The organism is Pseudomonas rhizosphaerae, from assembly GCF_000761155.1.
GTDB classification, from domain to species: Bacteria; Pseudomonadota; Gammaproteobacteria; order Pseudomonadales; family Pseudomonadaceae; genus Aquipseudomonas; species Aquipseudomonas rhizosphaerae.
On the sequence record NZ_CP009533.1, the window covers coordinates 2462056 to 2481743 of the forward strand.

The 19688-nt window shown below is 63.0% G+C and carries 17 protein-coding genes; 3 read left to right on the forward strand and 14 right to left on the reverse strand.

Translation table 11 applies throughout. The features are described from left to right. Positions 1-9: 9 nt before the first annotated feature. The 8 genes from LT40_RS10950 to LT40_RS10985 all read right to left on the reverse strand — a co-directional run bounded on the left by LT40_RS10950 (position 10) and on the right by LT40_RS10985 (position 8724). Positions 10-273, reverse strand: coding sequence for a DUF1652 domain-containing protein (locus LT40_RS10950; RefSeq protein ID WP_043189894.1), 264 nt, complete (start codon positions 271-273; stop codon positions 10-12). 298 nt (positions 274-571) lie between these two features. After that, on the reverse strand, positions 572-1066 hold the full coding sequence (locus LT40_RS10955; protein ID WP_043189897.1) for a hypothetical protein: 495 nt from the start codon (positions 1064-1066) through the stop codon (positions 572-574). An 88-nt stretch (positions 1067-1154) separates the two neighbouring features. Continuing rightward, complete coding sequence (locus LT40_RS10960; protein WP_043189900.1) at positions 1155-2432, reverse strand: serine/threonine transporter; 1278 nt, start codon at positions 2430-2432, stop codon at positions 1155-1157. A 162-nt stretch (positions 2433-2594) separates the two neighbouring features. After that, the gene (locus LT40_RS10965) at positions 2595-4556 is read right to left on the reverse strand and encodes a putative bifunctional diguanylate cyclase/phosphodiesterase (RefSeq protein ID WP_052393398.1); all 1962 of its coding nucleotides are present in this window, start codon (positions 4554-4556) and stop codon (positions 2595-2597) included. Between the two features lie 82 nt (positions 4557-4638). Beyond that, the gene (locus LT40_RS10970; protein WP_043189903.1) at positions 4639-5940 is read right to left on the reverse strand and encodes an NTP/NDP exchange transporter; all 1302 of its coding nucleotides are present in this window, start codon (positions 5938-5940) and stop codon (positions 4639-4641) included. Positions 5941-5952: 12 nt separating this feature from the next. Beyond that, positions 5953-6873, reverse strand: coding sequence for an aldo/keto reductase (locus LT40_RS10975; protein ID WP_043189906.1), 921 nt, complete (start codon positions 6871-6873; stop codon positions 5953-5955). Positions 6874-7224: 351 nt separating this feature from the next. Continuing rightward, positions 7225-8163, reverse strand: a complete 939-nt coding sequence (locus LT40_RS10980; RefSeq protein WP_043189910.1) for a hypothetical protein — start codon at positions 8161-8163, stop codon at positions 7225-7227. Positions 8164-8394: 231 nt separating this feature from the next. Beyond that, positions 8395-8724, reverse strand: coding sequence for a hypothetical protein (locus tag LT40_RS10985; protein WP_084139885.1), 330 nt, complete (start codon positions 8722-8724; stop codon positions 8395-8397). Positions 8725-8835: 111 nt separating this feature from the next. On the opposite strand from LT40_RS10985, the gene LT40_RS10990 reads away from it, so the two are divergent. Further along, entirely contained in the window at positions 8836-9264 is a 429-nt protein-coding gene (locus tag LT40_RS10990; RefSeq protein ID WP_043189913.1) for a DUF4174 domain-containing protein, read from the forward strand. Positions 9265-9273: 9 nt separating this feature from the next. On the opposite strand, the gene hemB is transcribed toward LT40_RS10990, so the two are convergent. After that, a complete protein-coding gene (gene hemB / locus LT40_RS10995; protein ID WP_043189916.1) occupies positions 9274-10248 on the reverse strand; it encodes a porphobilinogen synthase in 975 nt (324 codons plus the stop codon). Positions 10249-10491: 243 nt separating this feature from the next. On the opposite strand from hemB, the gene tkt reads away from it, so the two are divergent. Together tkt and LT40_RS11005 are read left to right on the forward strand one after the other, a co-directional pair. Beyond that, positions 10492-12561, forward strand: a complete 2070-nt coding sequence (gene tkt / locus LT40_RS11000; protein WP_043189919.1) for a transketolase — start codon at positions 10492-10494, stop codon at positions 12559-12561. A 289-nt stretch (positions 12562-12850) separates the two neighbouring features. Then, entirely contained in the window at positions 12851-13642 is a 792-nt protein-coding gene (locus tag LT40_RS11005; RefSeq protein ID WP_043189922.1) for a TSUP family transporter, read from the forward strand. Here LT40_RS11005 and nudC read toward each other — a convergent pair. Genes nudC through gnd form a run of 5 tightly spaced genes read right to left on the reverse strand, consistent with a single transcriptional unit; the run spans position 13610 to position 19652 of the window. Further along, positions 13610-14440 carry an NAD(+) diphosphatase gene (gene nudC, locus LT40_RS11010; protein WP_043189925.1) on the reverse strand — a complete coding sequence of 277 codons (831 nt, stop codon included), beginning with the start codon at positions 14438-14440 and terminating at the stop codon, positions 13610-13612. The genes LT40_RS11005 and nudC overlap by 33 nt on opposite strands. A gap of 34 nt (positions 14441-14474) precedes the next feature. Then, a complete protein-coding gene (locus LT40_RS11015; protein WP_043189928.1) occupies positions 14475-16289 on the reverse strand; it encodes a glycoside hydrolase family 15 protein in 1815 nt (604 codons plus the stop codon). Positions 16290-16345: 56 nt separating this feature from the next. Beyond that, on the reverse strand, positions 16346-17173 hold the full coding sequence (locus LT40_RS11020) for a Cof-type HAD-IIB family hydrolase (protein WP_043189931.1): 828 nt from the start codon (positions 17171-17173) through the stop codon (positions 16346-16348). After that, the gene (gene zwf / locus LT40_RS11025) at positions 17170-18678 is read right to left on the reverse strand and encodes a glucose-6-phosphate dehydrogenase (protein WP_043189933.1); all 1509 of its coding nucleotides are present in this window, start codon (positions 18676-18678) and stop codon (positions 17170-17172) included. The genes LT40_RS11020 and zwf overlap by 4 nt, the downstream gene beginning before the upstream one ends. Continuing rightward, positions 18675-19652, reverse strand: a complete 978-nt coding sequence (gene gnd / locus LT40_RS11030) for a phosphogluconate dehydrogenase (NAD(+)-dependent, decarboxylating) (RefSeq protein ID WP_043189937.1) — start codon at positions 19650-19652, stop codon at positions 18675-18677. The genes zwf and gnd overlap by 4 nt, the downstream gene beginning before the upstream one ends. Between the last annotated feature and the right edge of the window lie 36 nt (positions 19653-19688).

Here is a 19688-nt window from a genome sequence, read left to right on the forward strand (position 1 = left end):
GAAAACCCCTCAACCGGCTCTGGCCTGCGTCTCTCGCGCAGCCGTTGGCTGCTGCCCTCGCAGCTCCAGCACCAGCCTGGCGCGTTCCCGCGCGCTGGTCACACGGTCGAGCGGGATGTCCGCCTTGAACAACTCGACCTCGTCGGTCTGCAGATTCAAGAGCTTCACGCACAGCGATTGATCGCTGGTCAACGTGCACACGCATTTCTGCGGCAGAAACGCCTGTTCGACGATGCTGCGCAGTTCCAGTGCGCTGAGTCCGGGGGGAAGCATGGTGTATCTCCTGTAGGGCCTTTGATCGGCGTCCTACCCGGAACGCCTGGGCGTCGGGACTGCAGAACGTGGCAGCACGATGCGCGACAGTCCGGAACGGTTCGAATCAGTTCAGAACGGTTCGCACTTCAAGGTATATACCCGCCCGATGGCACGTGCAATGGAAGTTTGCATCGTGCCGAAAAAGCCCTGTAAGCCTATGAAAAGCCAAGAGATACGACAGTTGTACAGAATGTCGGAAGAAGCGTTTCAGCACCGCAGGACCTGTACAACGTTCCTTTTAACGGTGCACACGCGATCAGTCGCGCGACTTGGGAATCAGCCCCTGCAGCTGCTGAGCGAAGAAGTGAGCGTCCAGTACGGTGGATTCAGGATCCTTGCTGCCGCGCTCCTTGCGCCAGTACCAGGCGCCATCGGTCGAGTCCTTGACGATGGAGATACTGCCGTGACGATCCGAGGTCAGGCCCGCCACGGCGATGACCATCGCCCCACCCTGCCCCATGACCTGCGGCACCAGCTCCACTCGGCGCTGAGCCAGGATGATCGCCAGGGATTCACTGATGAACGGCGAATGCTCGCTGGGGTAGGTGCTGCTGGTGGCTACCCAGGGCGAACGCTCGATCGCCAGCAGTTGTCGTTCGGTGAGCGCCGCCAGCCAGGTCTCGATCTGACCGAACAGCGTCTGGATGCTGTCTTGCCAATGCTGGCACTGGTCCTTGAACGACTGTTGCAGGCGTTGCTGGGTTGCAGCATGTTGCTGGAGCATGTCAGCCAGTTGCTGTACTTCATCCATCGCGACCACCTCGGTGCGCGCCCGGACTGGGCATGCCGCAAATCGGCGGCCGCAGATCGGGCATCGACGGCCAGTGTAACAGGCTTGCTCAAGCGCTCAGCGAATAGACGATCGCCGAAATGGCCACCAGGCCGACCAGCGTCACGAATACGTTGGACATGTGCCCGGCATACTTGCGCATGGCCGGCACGCGACGGATCGCGTACATCGGCATGAGGAACAGCAAGGCGGCGATGACCGGCCCGCCGAAGCTCTCGATCATGCGGACGATGTTCGGGTTCAGCGTGGCGACCAGCCAGCACACCAGCAGCATGAACAGCGCCGTGAAGCGGTCCAGGGCCTTGGCGTTGGGGCGGCGACCGGACTTCAGGATCAGGCCCTTGATGCCTTCGCTGGCACCGATGTAGTGCCCCAGGAACGACTTGGCGATGGCCACGATCGCGATCAGCGGCGCGGCAAAGGCGATCACCGGGTTGCTGAAGTGGTTGGCCAGGTAGGACAGGATCGACAGGTTCTGCGCCTTGGCCTCGGCCAGTTGCTCGGGCGACAACGTCAATACGCAGCTGAACACGAAGAACAGCACCAGCACCACCATCAAGCCGTGGGCGCGTGCCAGGATCTGGCTGCTGCGCTGGTCGGCGTACTCGCCGTAGCGACGCTTCTGGTCCACGGCGAAGGCCGAGATGATCGGTGAATGGTTGAACGAGAACACCATCACCGGAATGGCCAGCCACAGGGTATGGATCAACGCACTGGGCGCGGGCACATCGCCTGCGGTGGCCAGGATGCCGCCGTTCCAGTGGGGAATCAGGTACAGCGCCAGCAGCACCAGCGCGACGATGAATGGATAGACCATCAGGCTCATTGCCTTGACGATGAACTGCTCGCCACACCGCACCACGATCAACAGGCCCAGGATCAGCACCAGCGCCAGCACCGCCCGGGGCGGGGTCTGCATGCCCAGTTGATGTTCCATGAAACTGCCCACGGTGTTGGTCAAGCCCACGCTGTAGATCAACAGGATCGGGAAAATCGCAAAGAAGTAGAGCAGCGTGATCAAGGCCCCGGCCTTGATACCGAAATGCTCTTCCACTACGTCGGTGATGTCGGTACCCGCACGACCGGAAAGCACGAAGCGGGTCAGGCCCTGGTGCGCGTAATAGGTCATGGGAAACGCCAGCGCCGCGAGAATCATCAGCGGCCAGAAGCCGCCCAGGCCCGCGTTGATCGGCAGAAACAGCGTGCCTGCGCCGATTGCGGTGCCGAACAGGCCCAGCATCCACGTGGTGTCGTGGCGGTTCCAGGGCGTCAGCGTGGCGGGCGCCTCGGCGTATCGTGGGTCAAGGCTGTTGGCCTGCTCGTTCATTCGTTCGAATCTCCGCGTGCCTGCGTTCAATCGATGGCCGGAAGCGGGAAAAACGTGCAGCTGGCAGCGCCCCGGCCTTGAAAAGGGGCGTGATTGTCCAAGATTGTGCAAGGAAAGCAAAGGGTTACTCGAGCAACGGGGCGCAAATGCGGCCTTGGCAGCTTATTTCACTGACGTATGGTCCAGCGCCAGCCAGCTCTGCGTATCCCCTGCGGACATGGGGCGGGCGAAGTAGTAACCCTGCACGAAACGGCAGCCGAGAGCCACGAGCGCCTGCGCCTCCTCCAACGTTTCCACGCCTTCGAAGATGCAGTCCAGGTCCATGTCCTGGGTCAATGCGAGCAGGGATTTGACGATCTTGTAGCTGGCCGGTTTTTCGTGCAGGCGAGCGACGAAGCTGCGGTCGACCTTGAGTTTGGTCAATGCCAGCGCATGCAGGTGGGTGAGGCTCGAATAGCCGGTTCCGAAATCGTCGAGGGAGATACCGCAGCCCAGCGCGCGCAGGGTGGCGATAGCTTCCTGGACCAGATCCAGATCCTGGAGGGTGGCCGTCTCGGTGATTTCCAGGTCGACCCGGCTCGGGTCGAACACACCGCTCGCCAGCAGCTTGACGATGGCCTGCACGGCCTCGGGAGAACCGCAATCGTGGGCCGAGAGGTTGAACGACAGGCGGATCGGCGCCGGCCAGGCGGCCGCACCCTGCAAGGCTTTGCCCAGCAGTGGCAGGGTCAGGCGGTTGATCATGCCACTGCGCTCGGCAACGGGAATGAACTGACCCGGCGGCACCGGCCCCAACTCCACGCTCTGCCAGCGAGCCAGGGCTTCGAACGCCACGGTGGCGCCGGTCTGCAGCTCGACGATGGGCTGGAAAACGACATGAAACTCGCGCTCCAGATCCGCCCGGCGCAACGCCTGTTCGGTCAGGACCGCGCTCTGCAGCTGCTTTCTGTGCACCGCCGAGAACAGCGACATATGGCCAACGAAATGGTGTTTGCTTTGGTACAGCGCGTAATCGGCGTACTCGAACAATTCGTGGGCATCGCGGGCCAGGTCGGGAAAGGTCGCCAGGCCCATCGAGGCGCCGACCTGGATCGGCACGTCGACCAGCAGGTAAGGCTTGCTCAGCTCCACGCAGATGCGTTCGGCGAACAGGGAGACCTGCAGGTTGTCGCCACAGTCGGGCAGGATCAAGGCAAATTCGTCGCCACCCAGGCGGGCAAGGTGAACGGTGTCGGGAAGCAACGTGGCCAGGCGGGCACCGACTTCGGCCAGCAGGCGGTCGCCAACGCTATGCCCGTACAGGTCGTTGACCGGCTTGAAGCCGTCGAGGTCGAGAATACCGACACCCAGCCGCCGCTCCCCCTCACCCGCCTCGGCCAGGCAGGTATCCAGGCAGTTGAAGAACCAGCGGCGATTGGGCAGCCCGGTCAGGCTGTCCTTGTTGGCCAGCAGCAGGTTCTCGTCGCTCAGGGCTTCACTGCGCGCCTGGGCGTTCACCAGCCCGGTGAAGTTGCGGTAGTTGTTCTGCAGCACCACCAGCATGATGCCCGTGACCAGCAACACGTTGATGCTGGTGGCGATGAAGGTCGGGTTGTCGGTGGACGCAAAGAAAGCGACGAAGGCGACGTTGACCACTACGGCCGTCATCAGCGCGGCGGAGCGCAGGTGCATCAAGCAGAAGATGCAGCCGATCACCGTGATGGCCATGTAGAAGGCGACGTGCGCCTTGGCATAACTATCGCCGTAGGGGAACAGCGCCAGGGCCCAGACGGTGAAACCGACGGCCACGACGCAGCAGATGCGGTTGGTGCGCGCAAGCGCCTGGGCGACTTCGATATCGTCGGGCTGCTGCTGCCAGCCGCGCCGCCAGGCCACGGCCCGTACCAGGCTGATGATGGTCAAAACCAGGGGGATGTGCACGGTCATCCACACCGGCGAGCTGGCCATGTGGGTGAAGGCCAACGCCCAGCTGTTGATCAGCAGGATGAAGTACATCAAGGGGATCTGCCTGGCCAGCGCCTTGTACTGGGCCGCGAGCAAACGGGAATTGCCCTGAGGTACGCTGCACAGCCGTTTGATCAGAGCGAACAGGCCGGTGCAGGAATAGCGTCTGGTCGTAGACATCGTGTCCGAACATATAGGTGCAATCAGAGGTTGTCGGCCGAACTTGGTTTTACTGTAGCCAAGCGCAGGCCGTCGAGGCGGATTATTTGCGCGGCTCGACGTGCCGGGCGCTGGCCGCATCGGCTCTGCCACCCAGGTACCAACCTACCGCCCCCCACAGGGCTGCGCACGCCGCGCCCACCAGCGCGATCAACACCACGCCCTGGCCCAGCAGGTCGAGCAGGCTCTTGACCCAGCCGCTGAAGGCGTCGCCGCCGCGGTAGACCACGGTATCGATGAAGTTCTTCGCCTTGTACTTGGTTTCAGCGTCCAGCGGCGCGAACAGCATCTCGCGGCCCGGACGCACGAAAGCATATTCACCAATCCGCCGGGCGATCATCAGCCCCGCCAGCATGGCGAAGCTCGGCGCCAGGGCCAGCCCGATGAAACCCAGGCAGACCAGTGCCGGCACCAGCGCCAGCAAGGTCTTCACCCCCAGCCGCTGGGCCAGCCGGCCGGTGATGAACAGCTGGGCGGTCAGCGCGCCGGCCTGCACGACGAAGTCGATGATGCCGAATACGCGTACCTGTTCCTCGCGACTGGGGAACCGTTCGGCCACCAGGCGAGCCTGCTCGAAATACAGGAAGGTGCTGACCGTGGCCAACAATACGACGAAGGCGCAGATACCCAGCAGATAGCGCGAGTGAAGAACCCGAGTCAGCCCGCTGAACGGATTGCCCGCCACCGGTCGACGTGGATTTTCGGTGCGCACGGCACCCGGCCGCCCTGCTCCATGCACCTCACGCCAGCCCATCAAACGGTGCTTGAGGAAAATGGCGATGCCGAGCAAAGCCGCCGCCAGTATCGCCAGCCCACTGGCACCCAGGGTGCCGACCAGCACCGCACTCAGCGCCGGACCGGCGAGGCCGCCGACACTGGCCCCAGCCGCAATGAAGGCGAACAGGCGCTTGGCCTGGGCGCCGTCGAAGACGTCGGCCATCAAGCTCCAGGCGACCGAAATGACGAACAGGTTGTAGACCGAGATCCACACGTAGAAGACGCGCGCCAGCCAGATGCCCTGTTCGGCGGCGGCAAAGGCGGCAGCGAATGCCAGCAGGTTGCAGCCGAAGAAGCCATAGACCCAATCGATATAGTGCAGCCGGGCCACTTTGGAGTTGAGCCAAGCGAACAACGGCACGGCCACCAGCATGGCGACGAACGTGGCAGTGAACAGCCATTGCAGATTCTCCACGCCGCCCTGGATACCCATGGACTCGCGGATGGGCCGCAACATGAAGTAGCCGCAGAACAGGCAGAAGAACAACGCAAATCCGTTCAGCGCCGCCCGCCCCTCCCCAGGCCGGGCGTTGATCGCCCGGCTCAGGCGCGCACCGACGCCGGTCATGGGCGGCGCACCTCAGGCGAACTCGGCGGCGATGCGCTCGAGTTGCCGGGCATCGGGCAAGCGGCCCTGGCCAGCCAGCAGATTGTCGAGCATGTAGCGCGGCTGCGAGGTCGCAGGAATCACGGTGGTCACCGCCGGGTTGGCGAGAACGAACTTGAGCATCAACTGGGCCCAGGAGGTGGCGTCGAGCTCGGCGGTCGCCCATTCGGGCACCGCGCGGCCCTTGACCTTGGCGAACAACCGACCCGCCTCGAACGTGCGATTGATCAGGGTGGCAATACCGTGTTCGGCGCAGTACGGCAGCAGGCTGCGTTCGGCGTTGCGCGCGCCGATCGAGTAGTTGACCTGGACGAAGTCCACCGGCTCCTTCTTCAGCACCGCCAGCAATTCGTCGTGGGCCGACTCTACATAGTGCGTCACGCCGATGTAGCGGATGCGTCCCTGCGCCTTGAGCTCACGCAGCAATGCCAGCTGGGTGTGGGTGTCCTGAAGGTTATGGACCTGAATCAGATCGATGGTATCGGTGCGCAACGCCTTGAAGCTGGCTTCGATCTGGCTCATGCCGGCTTCACGACCGGTCGACGACACCTTCGTTGCCAGGAACACCTTGCCATGTGCGCCGGCCTGGCTGACCAGATCACCCGTCACCCGCTCGGCCCGACGGTAACTGGGCGCGGTGTCGATGAGCTTGGCGCCGCCTTCGACGAATGCCTTGAGCACCTCGTACAATGGCGCCATGTCGGTCGAGGCAGGGTCCACGTCGAATGTCTGCGAAGTGCCCAGACCGATCACTGGCAGCAGCTCGCCCGTTGCCGGGATCTTGCGCTGCAGCAAGGGCTGTGCGGCTAACGCCAGTGGGGCCATGAGCGAACCACAGCTGGCTGCAGCGCCGAGCATGGCGGTGTATTGGACGAACTGGCGGCGGGTCGGCATGGAGCGATTCCTCACGGTGATTCACACGAGCCTGGAAGACATTTCTTACGGATGACGCCTCTAGGCAACCCTAGGCAGAACCCAGTATGGCCAAGCCTGTGCGACTCGTGGCCCTGAAGGTGGCAAATGAAACATGAGGACAACAATTTGCAGCGGGACAGGCAGGGAGCACCGCACAAACGACACGCCCCCGGGCAATGGAATTGCGCCGGGGGCGTGGGATTGCAAAGCGACCGTTTCAGGTGATCGCTGCATCAAAACTCAGTGCATGAACAACGCGATCAGGATGATGATCGGGATCGGCACGCCGAGGAAAAACAAGAGAATCGAGCGCATGGTAGTACTCCTTGATCAGCGAATCGAAGTGGGTGCATGGGTGCGGGTACGGTCGCGCTCGTGCCAGACCACGGCATCGCGGCTACGGCCACCGAAGGTTGCGGCGAAGCTGGCGAAGAATGCACCGCACAGCAGGGCCACGAAGGTCCACAGAGCGGTCGCGGCAGCGACTTTCTTGGCGGTATCGGCAGCTTGACGTGCGGCCATCTCGGCATCTTCGACCGATTTCAACGCCTGACCATAGACCTGATCGACACGCTGTTCGGCCTGGGCCTGAGTCAGGTTGGTACGCTGACTGACCAATTGCGCCAGGTAGGCGCGGTCTTCGCCGGCCAGTTGACCGTCGTTGCTCACGGTACGGGCAAAAATCCGCGTGACCACGGCATGGGCTGCGTCATCGCTGACCGCCACCGGGCGATTGTCGCGAAACAGCATGTCGACGAAATAGCCATAGGGATCGCTGGCGTTGTCATTGCTGGACGTCGCGGCCGCCACAGCTGCGCCGGAAGTCACACTGGCACCGGCCTGGACGCCACTGCCAATCGCGCTACCCAATGAGCCCAGGACCAGCATGGCAGTGACCAGCGACGCCACGGCCCACGCCAGGAAGCCATGAGCGGTGTCGCGAAAATACACTTCGTCGCCATGCATGTTGGCCCATTTGACCCGCAGGCGACCGGCGAGGTAGCCACCCATGCCCGAGGCGACGATTTGCGTGAAGGTGAGCCACAGGACCGTGGAAACCCCAAGAGTCGTGGCACTCACGCCCTTGTCTGCCCACGGCGATACGGCTGAGAAGCCAAGGCCGAAGCCCAGCACTACAAGAATCATGGACAACGCGGCAGCGCCCGCGGCGCCAGCGAAGATCGCCGCCCAGGAGACGCCGGAGTGATTGGAGCTGTCCGCAGAAGCGGATGGCGCGGCAGGAGGTAGGTGATCGGCAGGTGTCATCATTATTGTCGTGCTCCTAGCAGGTTCAACGTTTGTGATCGCTCACGTAATGCTTGCCAGGTTGACGGTGCACACGGCATGCCATGATCCCAATAAAAAACTACGTTTGAAATCAAAGAATTGAATGCGAAAGCTAGAAGCAGACTCATGCAATATGCCCGATCCGTCAAAAGACGACCGGGCTTTGTGCATTGTTTTGAAACTCAAATTGCGTTGACTATTCCGACACAGTCATTAGGGCGCAGTGGTGTTTTTCTGCTCGGCCGGATAGAACTCCCCTTCCATGTTCTGTTTCTCCAGCGCGGCACGTAGCAATCCTTCGGCAGCCCTTACCTCGACGTCATCGGTAACATCGTTCACCACCAGCCATAACCTTTGTACATTCTGCTCGTGGGTACCCTCACTGAGCATGTCGTGACTGACGGCGGGCCGTCCGCGCCAAAAGCACAGGGTATCGACCTCGCTTTCGACGTCATATGTGCAGGCTGGACCTGCCAGCCAGATTTCGCTGACGGTGCGCAGGTTCGCTCGTTCGATGTCTTGTTGCTGAATTCTGAGTGGCATTGCATGACCCATTGCGAAGAAGCGGTCAAGCTTTGAACCCACCGGCCGTGCGCAAGTTCTACCCAGAACGTCACTGCCTGGCGAAATCTGCTTATTGGAAGGAGACCGGATATGAATGCCTTGATCGCTGCACTGAGCCTGGGTTTGGGTCTGTCGAGTGCCCAAGCCAGTGACGGTAACCCCTTGCTCGCCGAACGCTGGCAGAGCCGGCCTTTGATCGTCATCGTCCCTGACGCTCAGGACAGCACACTGCTGGGCCTGCGCACGGCGTTGGCCGCACCGGGCAGCCGCGAAGCATTTGTCGAACGGGAGATGGTGCTCTACGAGGTCATTGCAGGCCAAGCGAGCCGCAATGGCCAGCCGCTGGATGCCGGTGCCAGTGCGGCGCTGTTGCAAGCGGTCGGGCATTCGGCCGACGCTGGGCCTCGAGTGGTACTGGTGGGCAAGGACGGTGGGATCAAGGTGGACCAGCCGGGGCCGGTCGATCCTCACGCACTGTTCACCACCATCGACCGCATGCCCATGCGCCAAGGCCAGTGAACCGAGGCCTCAGATACCTTCGCGGGCGATGTCCATGGCGAAGTAGGTGAAGATCAGGTCGGCGCCGGCACGTTTGATCGCACCCAGGCTTTCACGAACGATGCGCTGCTCATCCACTGCGCCCGCCTGGCCTGCGAACTTGATCATGGCGTATTCGCCACTGACCTGGTAGGCCGCCAAGGGCAGTCGCGACGCTTCGCGGATATCGCGGATGATGTCCAGGTAGGCCCCTGCCGGTTTGACCATCAAGGCATCCGCACCCTCCTGCTCGTCGAGCAGCGATTCACGCACGGCCTCGCGGCGGTTCATGGGGTTCATCTGATAGGTCTTGCGGTCGCCCTTGAGCGCAGTGCCACCGGCCTCGCGGAACGGCCCGTAGAACGAGGAGGCGAACTTGGTCGAATAAGCCATGATCGAGGTATCGAAGAAGCCGGCTTCGTCCAGCGCGCCACGAATCGCCTGCACCTGACCGTCCATGGCCGCTGACGGCGAAATGAAGTCGGCACCGGCCCGGGCCGCGACCACGGCCTGCTTGCCCAGGTTGATCAATGTGGCATCGTTGTCGACGTGATCGCCGTGCAGGACCCCGCAGTGCCCATGGGACGTGTATTCGCAGAAACAGGTGTCGGCCATGACCACCATTTCCGGGACGGTGTCCTTGCAGATGCGTGCGATACGCGACACCAGGCCGTTTTCGTTCCAGGTATCGCTGCCGTCGGCGTCCAGATGGTGGGACACGCCGAAGGTCATCACCGACTTGATACCGGCGCGGGCGTAGCGCTCGATCTCGCCGGCCAGCTTCGACTCGGGAATGCGCATGACTCCCGGCATGCTGTTGATCGGGACGAAATCATCGATCTCTTCTTCGACGAAAATCGGCAGCACCAGGTCGCCTAGATTGAATTCGGCTTCCTGAAACAGATCGCGGAAAGAAGCGTTGCGGCGCAGGCGGCGTGGCCTGGCGGAAGGAAACTGGCTGGGCATCATGGATTCCACTGGTAAGGGCATACGGCATCGAACGGCCAAGCTTAGGCCGGGACGCTGGCGCGGGGCAAACCGGATTTCGATAAAGCTGCGTTGCATGCCGGGTAACAATTGCGGCTCGAGGAATGCTTGAACACGAGGCCAGGCATGCTTGCAACGCAACTTACTCAGCCGCAGGAGGGTCAACCCTGACGACATCTTCACCGCGATTTCCTCGCGAACTCAATGTGGGATCGAATCGATATGCCTAATCAAGTTTCCAATCCAGCCGTCTCCAATGCCACCGATCAGTTGTGCATCAATACCCTGCGCACCCTGGCCATGGATGCGGTGCAGAAAGCCAATTCGGGCCATCCGGGCACGCCCATGGCCCTGGCGCCAGTCGGCTACACCCTGTGGAGCCGCTTCCTGCGCTACCACCCCCAGCACCCCGACTGGCCCAACCGCGACCGCTTCGTGCTCTCCGCCGGGCACGCGTCCATGCTGCTCTACGGCCTGCTGCACCTGGCCGGTGTCGAGGAAATCGACGAGAACGGGACCAAGACCGGCCAGCCTGCGGTCAGCCTCGACGACATCAAGCAGTTTCGCCAGATGGAATCCAAGACCCCGGGGCATCCCGAGTATCGCTTCACAACGGGTGTCGAGACGACCACCGGGCCATTGGGGCAAGGCTGCGCCAACAGCGTGGGCATGGCCATGGCTCAGCATTGGCTGGCCTCGCGCTTCAACCGCGACGACCTGAAGCTGTTCGACTACAACGTTTATGCGATCTGCGGCGACGGCGACATGATGGAAGGCGTCAGCAGTGAAGCGGCGTCCATGGCCGGGCACCTGAAGCTGTCGAACCTGTGCTGGATCTACGACAACAACACCATCAGCATCGAAGGTCACACCGAGCTGGCTTTCAGCGAAGACGTCATGACCCGCTTCAAGGGCTACGGCTGGAACACCCTGCACGTCACCGACGCCAACGACACTCAGGCGCTGGCCAAGGCCTTCGAGCAATTCACCCAGACCCGCGACGCGCCCACTCTGATCATGGTCGACAGCGTGATCGGCTACGGCGCGCCGAACAAGCAGAACACGGCGGCTGCCCACGGTGAAGCACTGGGGGACGATGAGATCAAGCTGGCCAAGAAAGCCTACGGCTGGGACGAAAACAGCAGCTTCTCGGTACCCGAGGCTGCCGCTCATCATCTGCGCGATACGCTGTTGAGCAGTCACGGCGAGCGCTATGAGCAGTGGCAACGCCAGCTGCAGACTCTCACCGAACGCGAACCGGAACTTGCCGAACAATTGCGGCGCATGCGCGCCGGCGAAATGCCAGAAGACTGGGAAGCCGAACTGGAAGCTTTCGACACCGATGCCAAGGGGCTGGCGACACGGGCTGCCGGTGGCAAGGTGCTGAACGCCTTTGCCAAGAAGATCCCCTGGCTGCTGGGCGGCTCGGCCGACTTGTCGCCGTCGACCAAGACCAATCTGACCTTCGATGGGGCTGGCAGCTTTTCGGCCGCTGACTACGGTGGTCGCAACCTGCACTTCGGTATCCGCGAACATGCCATGGGCGCCATCGCCAACGGCTTGGCATTGTGCTACATCCGCCCCTACACCTCGACCTTCCTGGTGTTCAGCGATTACATGAAGCCGCCGATTCGCCTGGCATCGATCATGGAGCTGCCGGTGGTGTTCGTGTTCACCCACGACTCGATCGGCGTGGGCGAAGACGGCCCCACTCATCAACCCATCGAGCACCTGACCCAGTTGCGTGCCACGCCAGGGCTGCTGACGCTGCGTCCGGGCGACGCCAACGAAACCACCCAGGCCTGGAAGATTGCCTTGGCCCAGACGGATCGGCCATCGTGCATCGTGTTGTCGCGCCAGCCCATGGCGACTCTGGACCGCGAGCGGTTTGGCAGTGCCGAAGGTGTGGCACGGGGTGGGTATGTGCTGGCTGACAGCAAAGATCCTGAGGTGATCCTGATCGCCACGGGCAGCGAGGTCGGCTTGGCGGTTCAGGCCTACGAGCAGTTGCAGCAGGAAGGTATCGCGGCCCGTGTCGTCAGCCTGCCGTGCTGGGAGCTGTTCGAAGAGCAGGATGCCGAGTACCGCGAGCAGGTGCTGCCTGCGGCCGTGACCTCGCGCGTGGCCATCGAGCAGGCCGGCCCACTGGGATGGGATCGCTACGTGGGCTCGACAGGGGCGAAGGTGGTCATGAACAGCTTCGGTGCCTCTGCACCGATCGACAAGTTGCAGGCCAAGTTCGGCTTTACCGTGGACAACGTCGTCAAGCTGGCCAAGCAGCAGATAGGCTAAACGGTCGTTGTAGCAGCGGCGCGAGCCGCGCCGGCGGTGGATGCGGTCTGCCTGGATGAATGCGGCGTGGCCGGACGCGGCTCGCGCCGCTGCTACAGGGGCTTTGCAACGTGCCCGGATGAATGCGGTGCGGCCTTCGTAGCAGCGGCGCGAGCCGCGTCGGCGGTGTGTGCGGTGTAACTGATTGATCGACACAGGGCCGAATACGGTTTGCGGTGTCGCACGCGGCGGCTAAAATGACGGCTTTCGCGTGCGCTCTTCGTACGCACCCTGCCGTGAAGCCGACGACATGCCCTTCGACCTGCTGTCCAACCTCAGCGTCACGCCGAGCGTTCTGCTTATTCTTGTGCTGGTGGCGTTCGTCGCCGGCTTCATCGATGCCATCGCTGGCGGTGGCGGCCTGCTCACTACCCCTGCCCTGCTCACTGCCGGCCTGCCGCCCCACCTGGTGCTGGGCACCAACAAGCTCAGTTCCACGTTCGGCTCCGCAACCGCAGGCTATACGTTCTATCGCCGTAAGCTGTTTCACCCTCGCCAGTGGAAAAATGCCCTGCTGGGCACCTTGGTCGGCGCCTTCGCCGGTGCCGGGGCGGCGCACTACATGCCGGCCGAGTGGCTCAACAAAATGCTGCCAGTGATCGTCTTCGCCTGTGGTTTGTACCTGCTGTTCGGTGGTACACCCAAGGCGCCGCTGGACAGCCATGCACCGATCAAGCGCAAATGGCAACTGCGTCAAGGTCTGACGCTGGGTTTCTACGACGGCGTGGCGGGCCCCGGTACCGGCGCCTTCTGGACCGTCAGCACATTGCTGCTGTACCCGCTGGACCTGGTGCGTGCCAGCGGCGTGGCACGCAGCATGAACTTCGTCAGCAACATCGCCGCGCTGACCGTGTTCATCGCCAGCGGCCAGGTCGACTGGTTGATCGGCCTAAGCATGGGCCTGGCAGTCATGGTCGGTGCCTTCTTCGGCGCACGCACGGCGATTGGCGGCGGCGCCAGGTTCATTCGTCCGGTGTTCATTACCATCGTCCTGGCGCTGACCGTGCGCCTAGCCTGGCAGCACTGGTTCGGGCAGGCCTGAACGGCGCGCCACGTACAGATCGATCAGGTGCCGGGCAATCGAACGCCCGGCGGGAAGGGCCGGCAGCGCGTCGATGTGGAACCACTGCGCGTCCTCGATCTCGTCCAGTTGCGGGACGATGTCGCCGGAGGCGTATTCGGCGTGGAAGCCGAGCATCATCGAGTGGGGAAACGGCCAGCACTGGCTGCCGATGTACTGGATATTGCGCACACTGACCTGCACCTCTTCCATCACTTCGCGGCGCAGGCAATCCTCGGCCGATTCGCCCGGCTCGGCAAAGCCTGCGAGGGTGCTGTAGACCCCCGGCACGAACCGCGGCGAACGCGCCAGCAGTACTTCGTCGCCACGGGTAACCAAGACGATCATGCTCGGCGAAATACGCGGATAGCTGCGCAGCTCGCAACGCGCGCAGTGCATGGCACGCTCGCCATGAACTTGCTGCATGGCACCGCCACAACTGCCGCAGAACCGATGCTCGCGCGCCCAGGTGCCGATCTGCGCCGCATAGCCGAGCATGCGATAGACCTGAAAGTCGCCTTCGAGCATGAACTGACGCAAGCCTTGCCAGCGGCAGTCATCGGGGGTGTCGGGGCTGCGCAATTCGAGCAGGTACACGGGCTGGCCATCGAAATGACCGATGCCATGTTCGGCCAGCACATCCAGGGGTTGCTGCTTGAGCCAGTCGCGCTCGAACAGCACGCCTTGCGCGTTGCAGAGAAATCCCTGGCTGCTGCGTGCAACGGCCCAGCCACCCGGTAGCGCGGTATCGAGCACCGCTGTAGTCCAGCGTTCACTCATCGAATCCAATCCTCGTTCGGCCACGGCCGCTCCATCATTCCACGCACGTGCCCGCCACGGCGGTAGCGCGGGCCTGGGCGGGGTTCTGCGCGCGGTACAGATTGAGCGCGGTGTTGATGATGCCCAATTGACTGAACGCCTGGGGAAAATTGCCCAGCATGCGCCCAGCCTGTGGGTCGTACTGCTCGGCCAATAGGCCGACGTCGTTGCACAGGCCGGCCAACCGCTCGAACAGGCGTTGAGCGTCAGCCATGCGGCCTTGTAGCACATAGACATCGGCGAGCCAGAAAGAGCACACCAGAAAAGTCCCTTCGCCAGGGTCGAGGCCATCGACGCCATGCGCCGTGTCGTAACGCAGCAGCAGACCGTCGCGCATCAAGGTGCTTTCGATACGGGCCACGGTCGCCACCACACGTGGGTCGTCGGGTGGCAGGAACCCGGTCAGGGCGATCTGCAGCAAGCTGGCGTCGGTGTGGGTCGAGCCATAGGCCTGGACGAAATGGCCGTGCTCGGTGTCGATACCCCGGCTGCAGACCTGAGCGTGAATCCTATCGGCCACGGCGCGATAGTGCTGGGCCTGCGCCCGGCCCTCTTCGGTCGGCTCGGCGAGGGTTGCCGCGCGATCGAAAGCCACCCAGGCCATAACCTTGGAGTGCGTGAAATGCTGCGGTTCGCCGCGAATTTCCCAGATGCCTTCGTCCGGCTGCTCCCAGATGCTTTCCAGGTACGGCAGGATGACCCGAAAGATCGCGGCACCGCGCGGATGACGTGGCAGGCCGGCGCGAATGGCCTGGCTCATGGCATCGGCAACTTCGCCGTAGACATCCAGCTGGCGCTGGGTTGCGGCGCCGTTGCCGATGCGCACCGGGGCCGAACCTTCATAGCCTGTCAGCCAGGGCAAGGTCTGCTCGGGCAAGCGTCGTTCGCCGGCCAGCCCGTACATGATCTGCATCTGCTCGGGATTGCCGGCCACCGAGCGCATCAGCCACTTGCGCCAGGCCGCGGCTTCCTCGTAATAGCCCAGGTTCATGAAGGCCAGCAAGGTCATGGTCGCATCGCGCAGCCAGCAGTAGCGATAATCCCAGTTGCGCTCGCCGCCCAATTGTTCGGGGAGCGAGGTGGTGACGGCGGCGACGATACCGCCGGTGGGCGCGTAGGTCATGGCCTTGAGGGTCAGCAGCGAACGCTTGACCAGCGGCGTCCAGCCCCCCACGTCCGGGCAACGCTCGGCGAAGGTGCGCCAGTAATGTTCCGTTTCGGCCAGCGATAGTTCGGCATCCACGGCAGGCTGCAACGGCAGATGGGAAGGCTGGAAGCTCAGCCGGTAGCAAAGACGCTCGCCGGCCTTCACCGTGAAGCGGCTGCCGGTGCGATGGTCGACCGCGTGCAGGTCGGTGGCACTGCGAAGCACCAGCATGTCGGGACCGGCCACGGCGGTCAGCGTACGAGGCTGGGCCTGCTCGACCCAAGGAACACTGCTGCCATAGTCGAAGCGCATGACCAGTTCCATGTCGAACTCGACCTGTCCGCTCAGGCCGACCACCGTGCGCACCACGCAATCCTGCTCGCCGACCGGCATCCAGTCGACGAGCATGGCGCTGCCCTGCTCGGTATGGAACACCGTCTCCAGGATCATCGTGCTGTCGCGGTAACGTCGCTCGGTGCCGGTCAACGGCTGGCTGGGACAGATACGCCAGCGGCCGTTGTCGCTGCTGCCCAGCAAGGCGGAGAAGCAGGCGGGGGAATCGAATCGGGGAAAGCACAGCCAGTCCAGTGATCCGGACCGGTCGACCAAGGCAGCGGTACGGCAGTTGCCCAACAGGGCGTAGTCTTCGATCAGCGCCGGCATGGAACCCTCATGACCACTGGCGCGGACCGGTAGCGGTGCCGCGCCTGGAATCTACATCAACGTTGTGCGCGCGGCAGGATCAGCTCGTGAATGGCCTGAGCCACCCCATCCGCCGCATTGCTGGCGGTGACCGCGTCGGCCTGGTCGCGCACGACCTGCTCGCCCTGGCCCATGGCCACGGAAAACCCCGCACGTTTGAACATCGCCACGTCGTTGCCACCGTCGCCCAGCACCGCCGTGTTGGCCAGATCGATGCCCAGGCGACCGGCCAGGGTCGCCAACGCTTCACCCTTGTTGGCCAGCACTGCGGTGATGTCCAGGTAGTACTGCTGCGAGCGGGCCGCGATGGCCTTGCCATGCAACGGCCCTTGTAGCTGCTGTTCGAGATCGATCAGCAATGGGAAGTCGGCGGACGTGGCGACCATCTTGTGCACGCGATCCAGATACGGGGCAAAGTCATCGACGATCAGCGGTTCATAGCCCAGCGCGTGCAATTCTTTCGCAAAATAGTGAGCTTCACGGTCACGAGCGAGCCATTGATCGTCGGCGAATACCCAGACGTCCAGCTCGTGTTCGGCAAACAACGCCAGGCAGATGTCGACGGCCTCGCGGTCGACCCAGTGGGATTGCAGTTCGCTGCCATCGGCATTGATCAGCACACCGCCGTTGAACGCGGCGGTCGGCAGATCGATGCCCAGGGTCTGGATCTGCTGACGCATGGCTCGCGGCGGACGACTGCTGGCCAGGGTGAACTGAACCCCGGCCGCGCGAAGTTGCGCAACCGCCTCGATGACCGCAGGACTCAAGCTGTGGTCGGGCATCAACAGGGTACCGTCCATGTCGCTGAGGACGAATTGGATGAGGTGATTCGAGGCGCTACTCATCCGAGCCGATGCCAGTGATGACCATCGCGCGCCAACAGCTCGTCGGCCGCTTCCGGGCCGTCCTCACCCGCTGCGTAGGTGGCGATGCTGCCACCTTCGCGCCAGGCATCGAGGAATGGTTGCACGGCGCGCCAGCCGTTCTCGATGTTGTCGGCCCGCTGGAACAGGGTCTGGTCGCCGATCAGGCAATCGTAGATCAGGGTTTCATAACCCGTGGACGGCTGCATCTGAAAGAAGTCCTTGTAGGCGAAGCCCAGCTTGACGTTTTCCAGTTCCATGGCCGGCCCGGGACGCTTGGCCTGCAGGTCGAACCACATGCCCTCGTCGGGCTGGATCTGGATCTTCAGGTAGTTGGACTTGAGCCGGTCCACTTCGGTGTCACGGAACTGCGCGTAGGGCGCCGGCTTGAAGCAGATGGCGATCTCGGTGTCGCGCACGCTCATGCGCTTGCCGGTACGCAGGTAGAACGGCACACCGACCCAACGCCAATTGTCGACCATCACCTTGAGCGCCACGTAGGTTTCGGTAGTGCTCTGCGGGTCGACCTTGGGTTCTTCGCGATAGCCAGGCTTGTCGCCCTGCCCTGCGGTGTATTGGCCGCGCACCGAATTCTTCAGGGCATCGGCCTTGGACCAGGGGCGGATGGCACCGATGACCTTGGCCTTCTCGCCGCGAACCGCGTCCGCGCCGAACGCCGCAGGCGGTTCCATGGCGATCATGGCCAGCAGCTGGAACAGGTGATTGGGCACCATGTCGCGCAAAGCGCCGGTCTGGTCATAGAAGTTGCCACGCGTCTCGACCCCCACCGTTTCGGCGGCGGTGATCTGCACGTGGTCGATGTAGTGGTTGTTCCAGAACGCCTCGAAGATCCCGTTGGAGAAACGGCTGACCAGAATGTTCTGCACCGTCTCCTTGCCCAGGTAATGGTCGATGCGGTAGATCTGCTTCTCGCTCATCACGCCCAAGAGGCAGGCGTTGAGCGCTTCGGCGGAGGCCAGGTCGTGACCGAAAGGTTTTTCGATCACCACACGGCGGAAGGCGTCGGGCTGCTCCTTGAGCAACCCGCTGCTGCCCAGCCGCTGCGCCACTTCACTGAAGAAGCGCGGCGAAGTGGCCAGGTAGAACATTGCATTGCCGGTACCGTTGACCTCGATACGCTCGGCGATGGCCTGGTAGGTGGCATCGTCGAGGAAGTCTCCGGAAATGTAGCTGATGCGCTTGCGCAACTTGGCCCAAAGCGCGGGATCGAGCACTTTTTCCGGCTCGTCCACACCCTTGGCACGGGCCTGCTCGATGATGAACGCTTCGAGCTTGGCGGCGAAGTCCGCATCGCTGACTTCGTTATGGTCGACCCCGACGATGTGCAGGCCGTTGTCCAGCAGTCCGTCCCGGCTCAGGTTGTACAAGGCCGGCATCAGCAAGCGTTTGACAAGGTCGCCATGGGCGCCGAACAGGAACAGTGTTGACGGTGGAGCGGCATCTACTTTCGAGGTCGCTCTACTCATTTGGGAACCTCGACGTGGCCGCCGAAGCCGAAGCGCATCGCCGAGAGGATCTTGTCGCCGTAGGTGGCGTCCTGACGGGAGCGGAAGCGGGCAAACAGTGCGCTGGACAATACCGGCACCGGTACCGCCTGCTCGACGGCAGCGTCGATGGTCCAGCGGCCTTCACCGCTATCGGAGACCACACCGGAGTACTGGGTCAGCTGCTGGTCGCTGGCCAAGGCATCGGCCGTGAGGTCGAGCAGCCAGGACGAGACCACGCTGCCACGACGCCAGACTTCGGCGATGTCGGCCAGATTCAGGTCGAAACGCTGGTCTTCGGGCAGCTCGCTGCTGGATTTGGTCTTGAGGATGTCGAAGCCTTCGGCGAAGGCCTGCATCATGCCGTACTCGATGCCGTTGTGGATCATCTTGACGAAGTGGCCGGAACCGGCCGGGCCTGCGTGGATGTAGCCACGCTCGGCACGATCGTCCGCGCTGTTGCGGTCGCGGGTGCGCGGGATATCGCCCATGCCGGGCGCCAGGCAGTCGAACAACGGGTCAAGGCGCTCGAAGATCTCCCGCTCGCCGCCGATCATCATGCAATAGCCGCGGTCCAGGCCCCACACGCCGCCGGAGGTGCCGACGTCGACGTAGTGCAACTGGCGCGCAGCCAGGTCGCGGGCACGGCGAATGTCGTCCTTGTAGAAGGTATTGCCGCCATCGATGATCACATCGTCGGGTTCGAGCAGCTCACTGAGCTGAGCAATGGTCGCCTCGGTTGGCGCACCGGCGGGGAGCATGACCCAGACCGCGCGCGGCGTGTCCATCTTGCTGACCAGATCGGCGAGATCGGCGGCACCGACAGCGCCCTCACCGGCCAGGCCATGCACCGAATCCTGATTGCGATCGAAGACCACCGCTTGATGACCAGCGCGCATCAGCCTTCTGGCGATGTTACCGCCCATGCGGCCCAGCCCAATGATTCCCAGTTGCATGCGAGAGCTCCACTCTATGTTGCTTGAAGAAGGTAT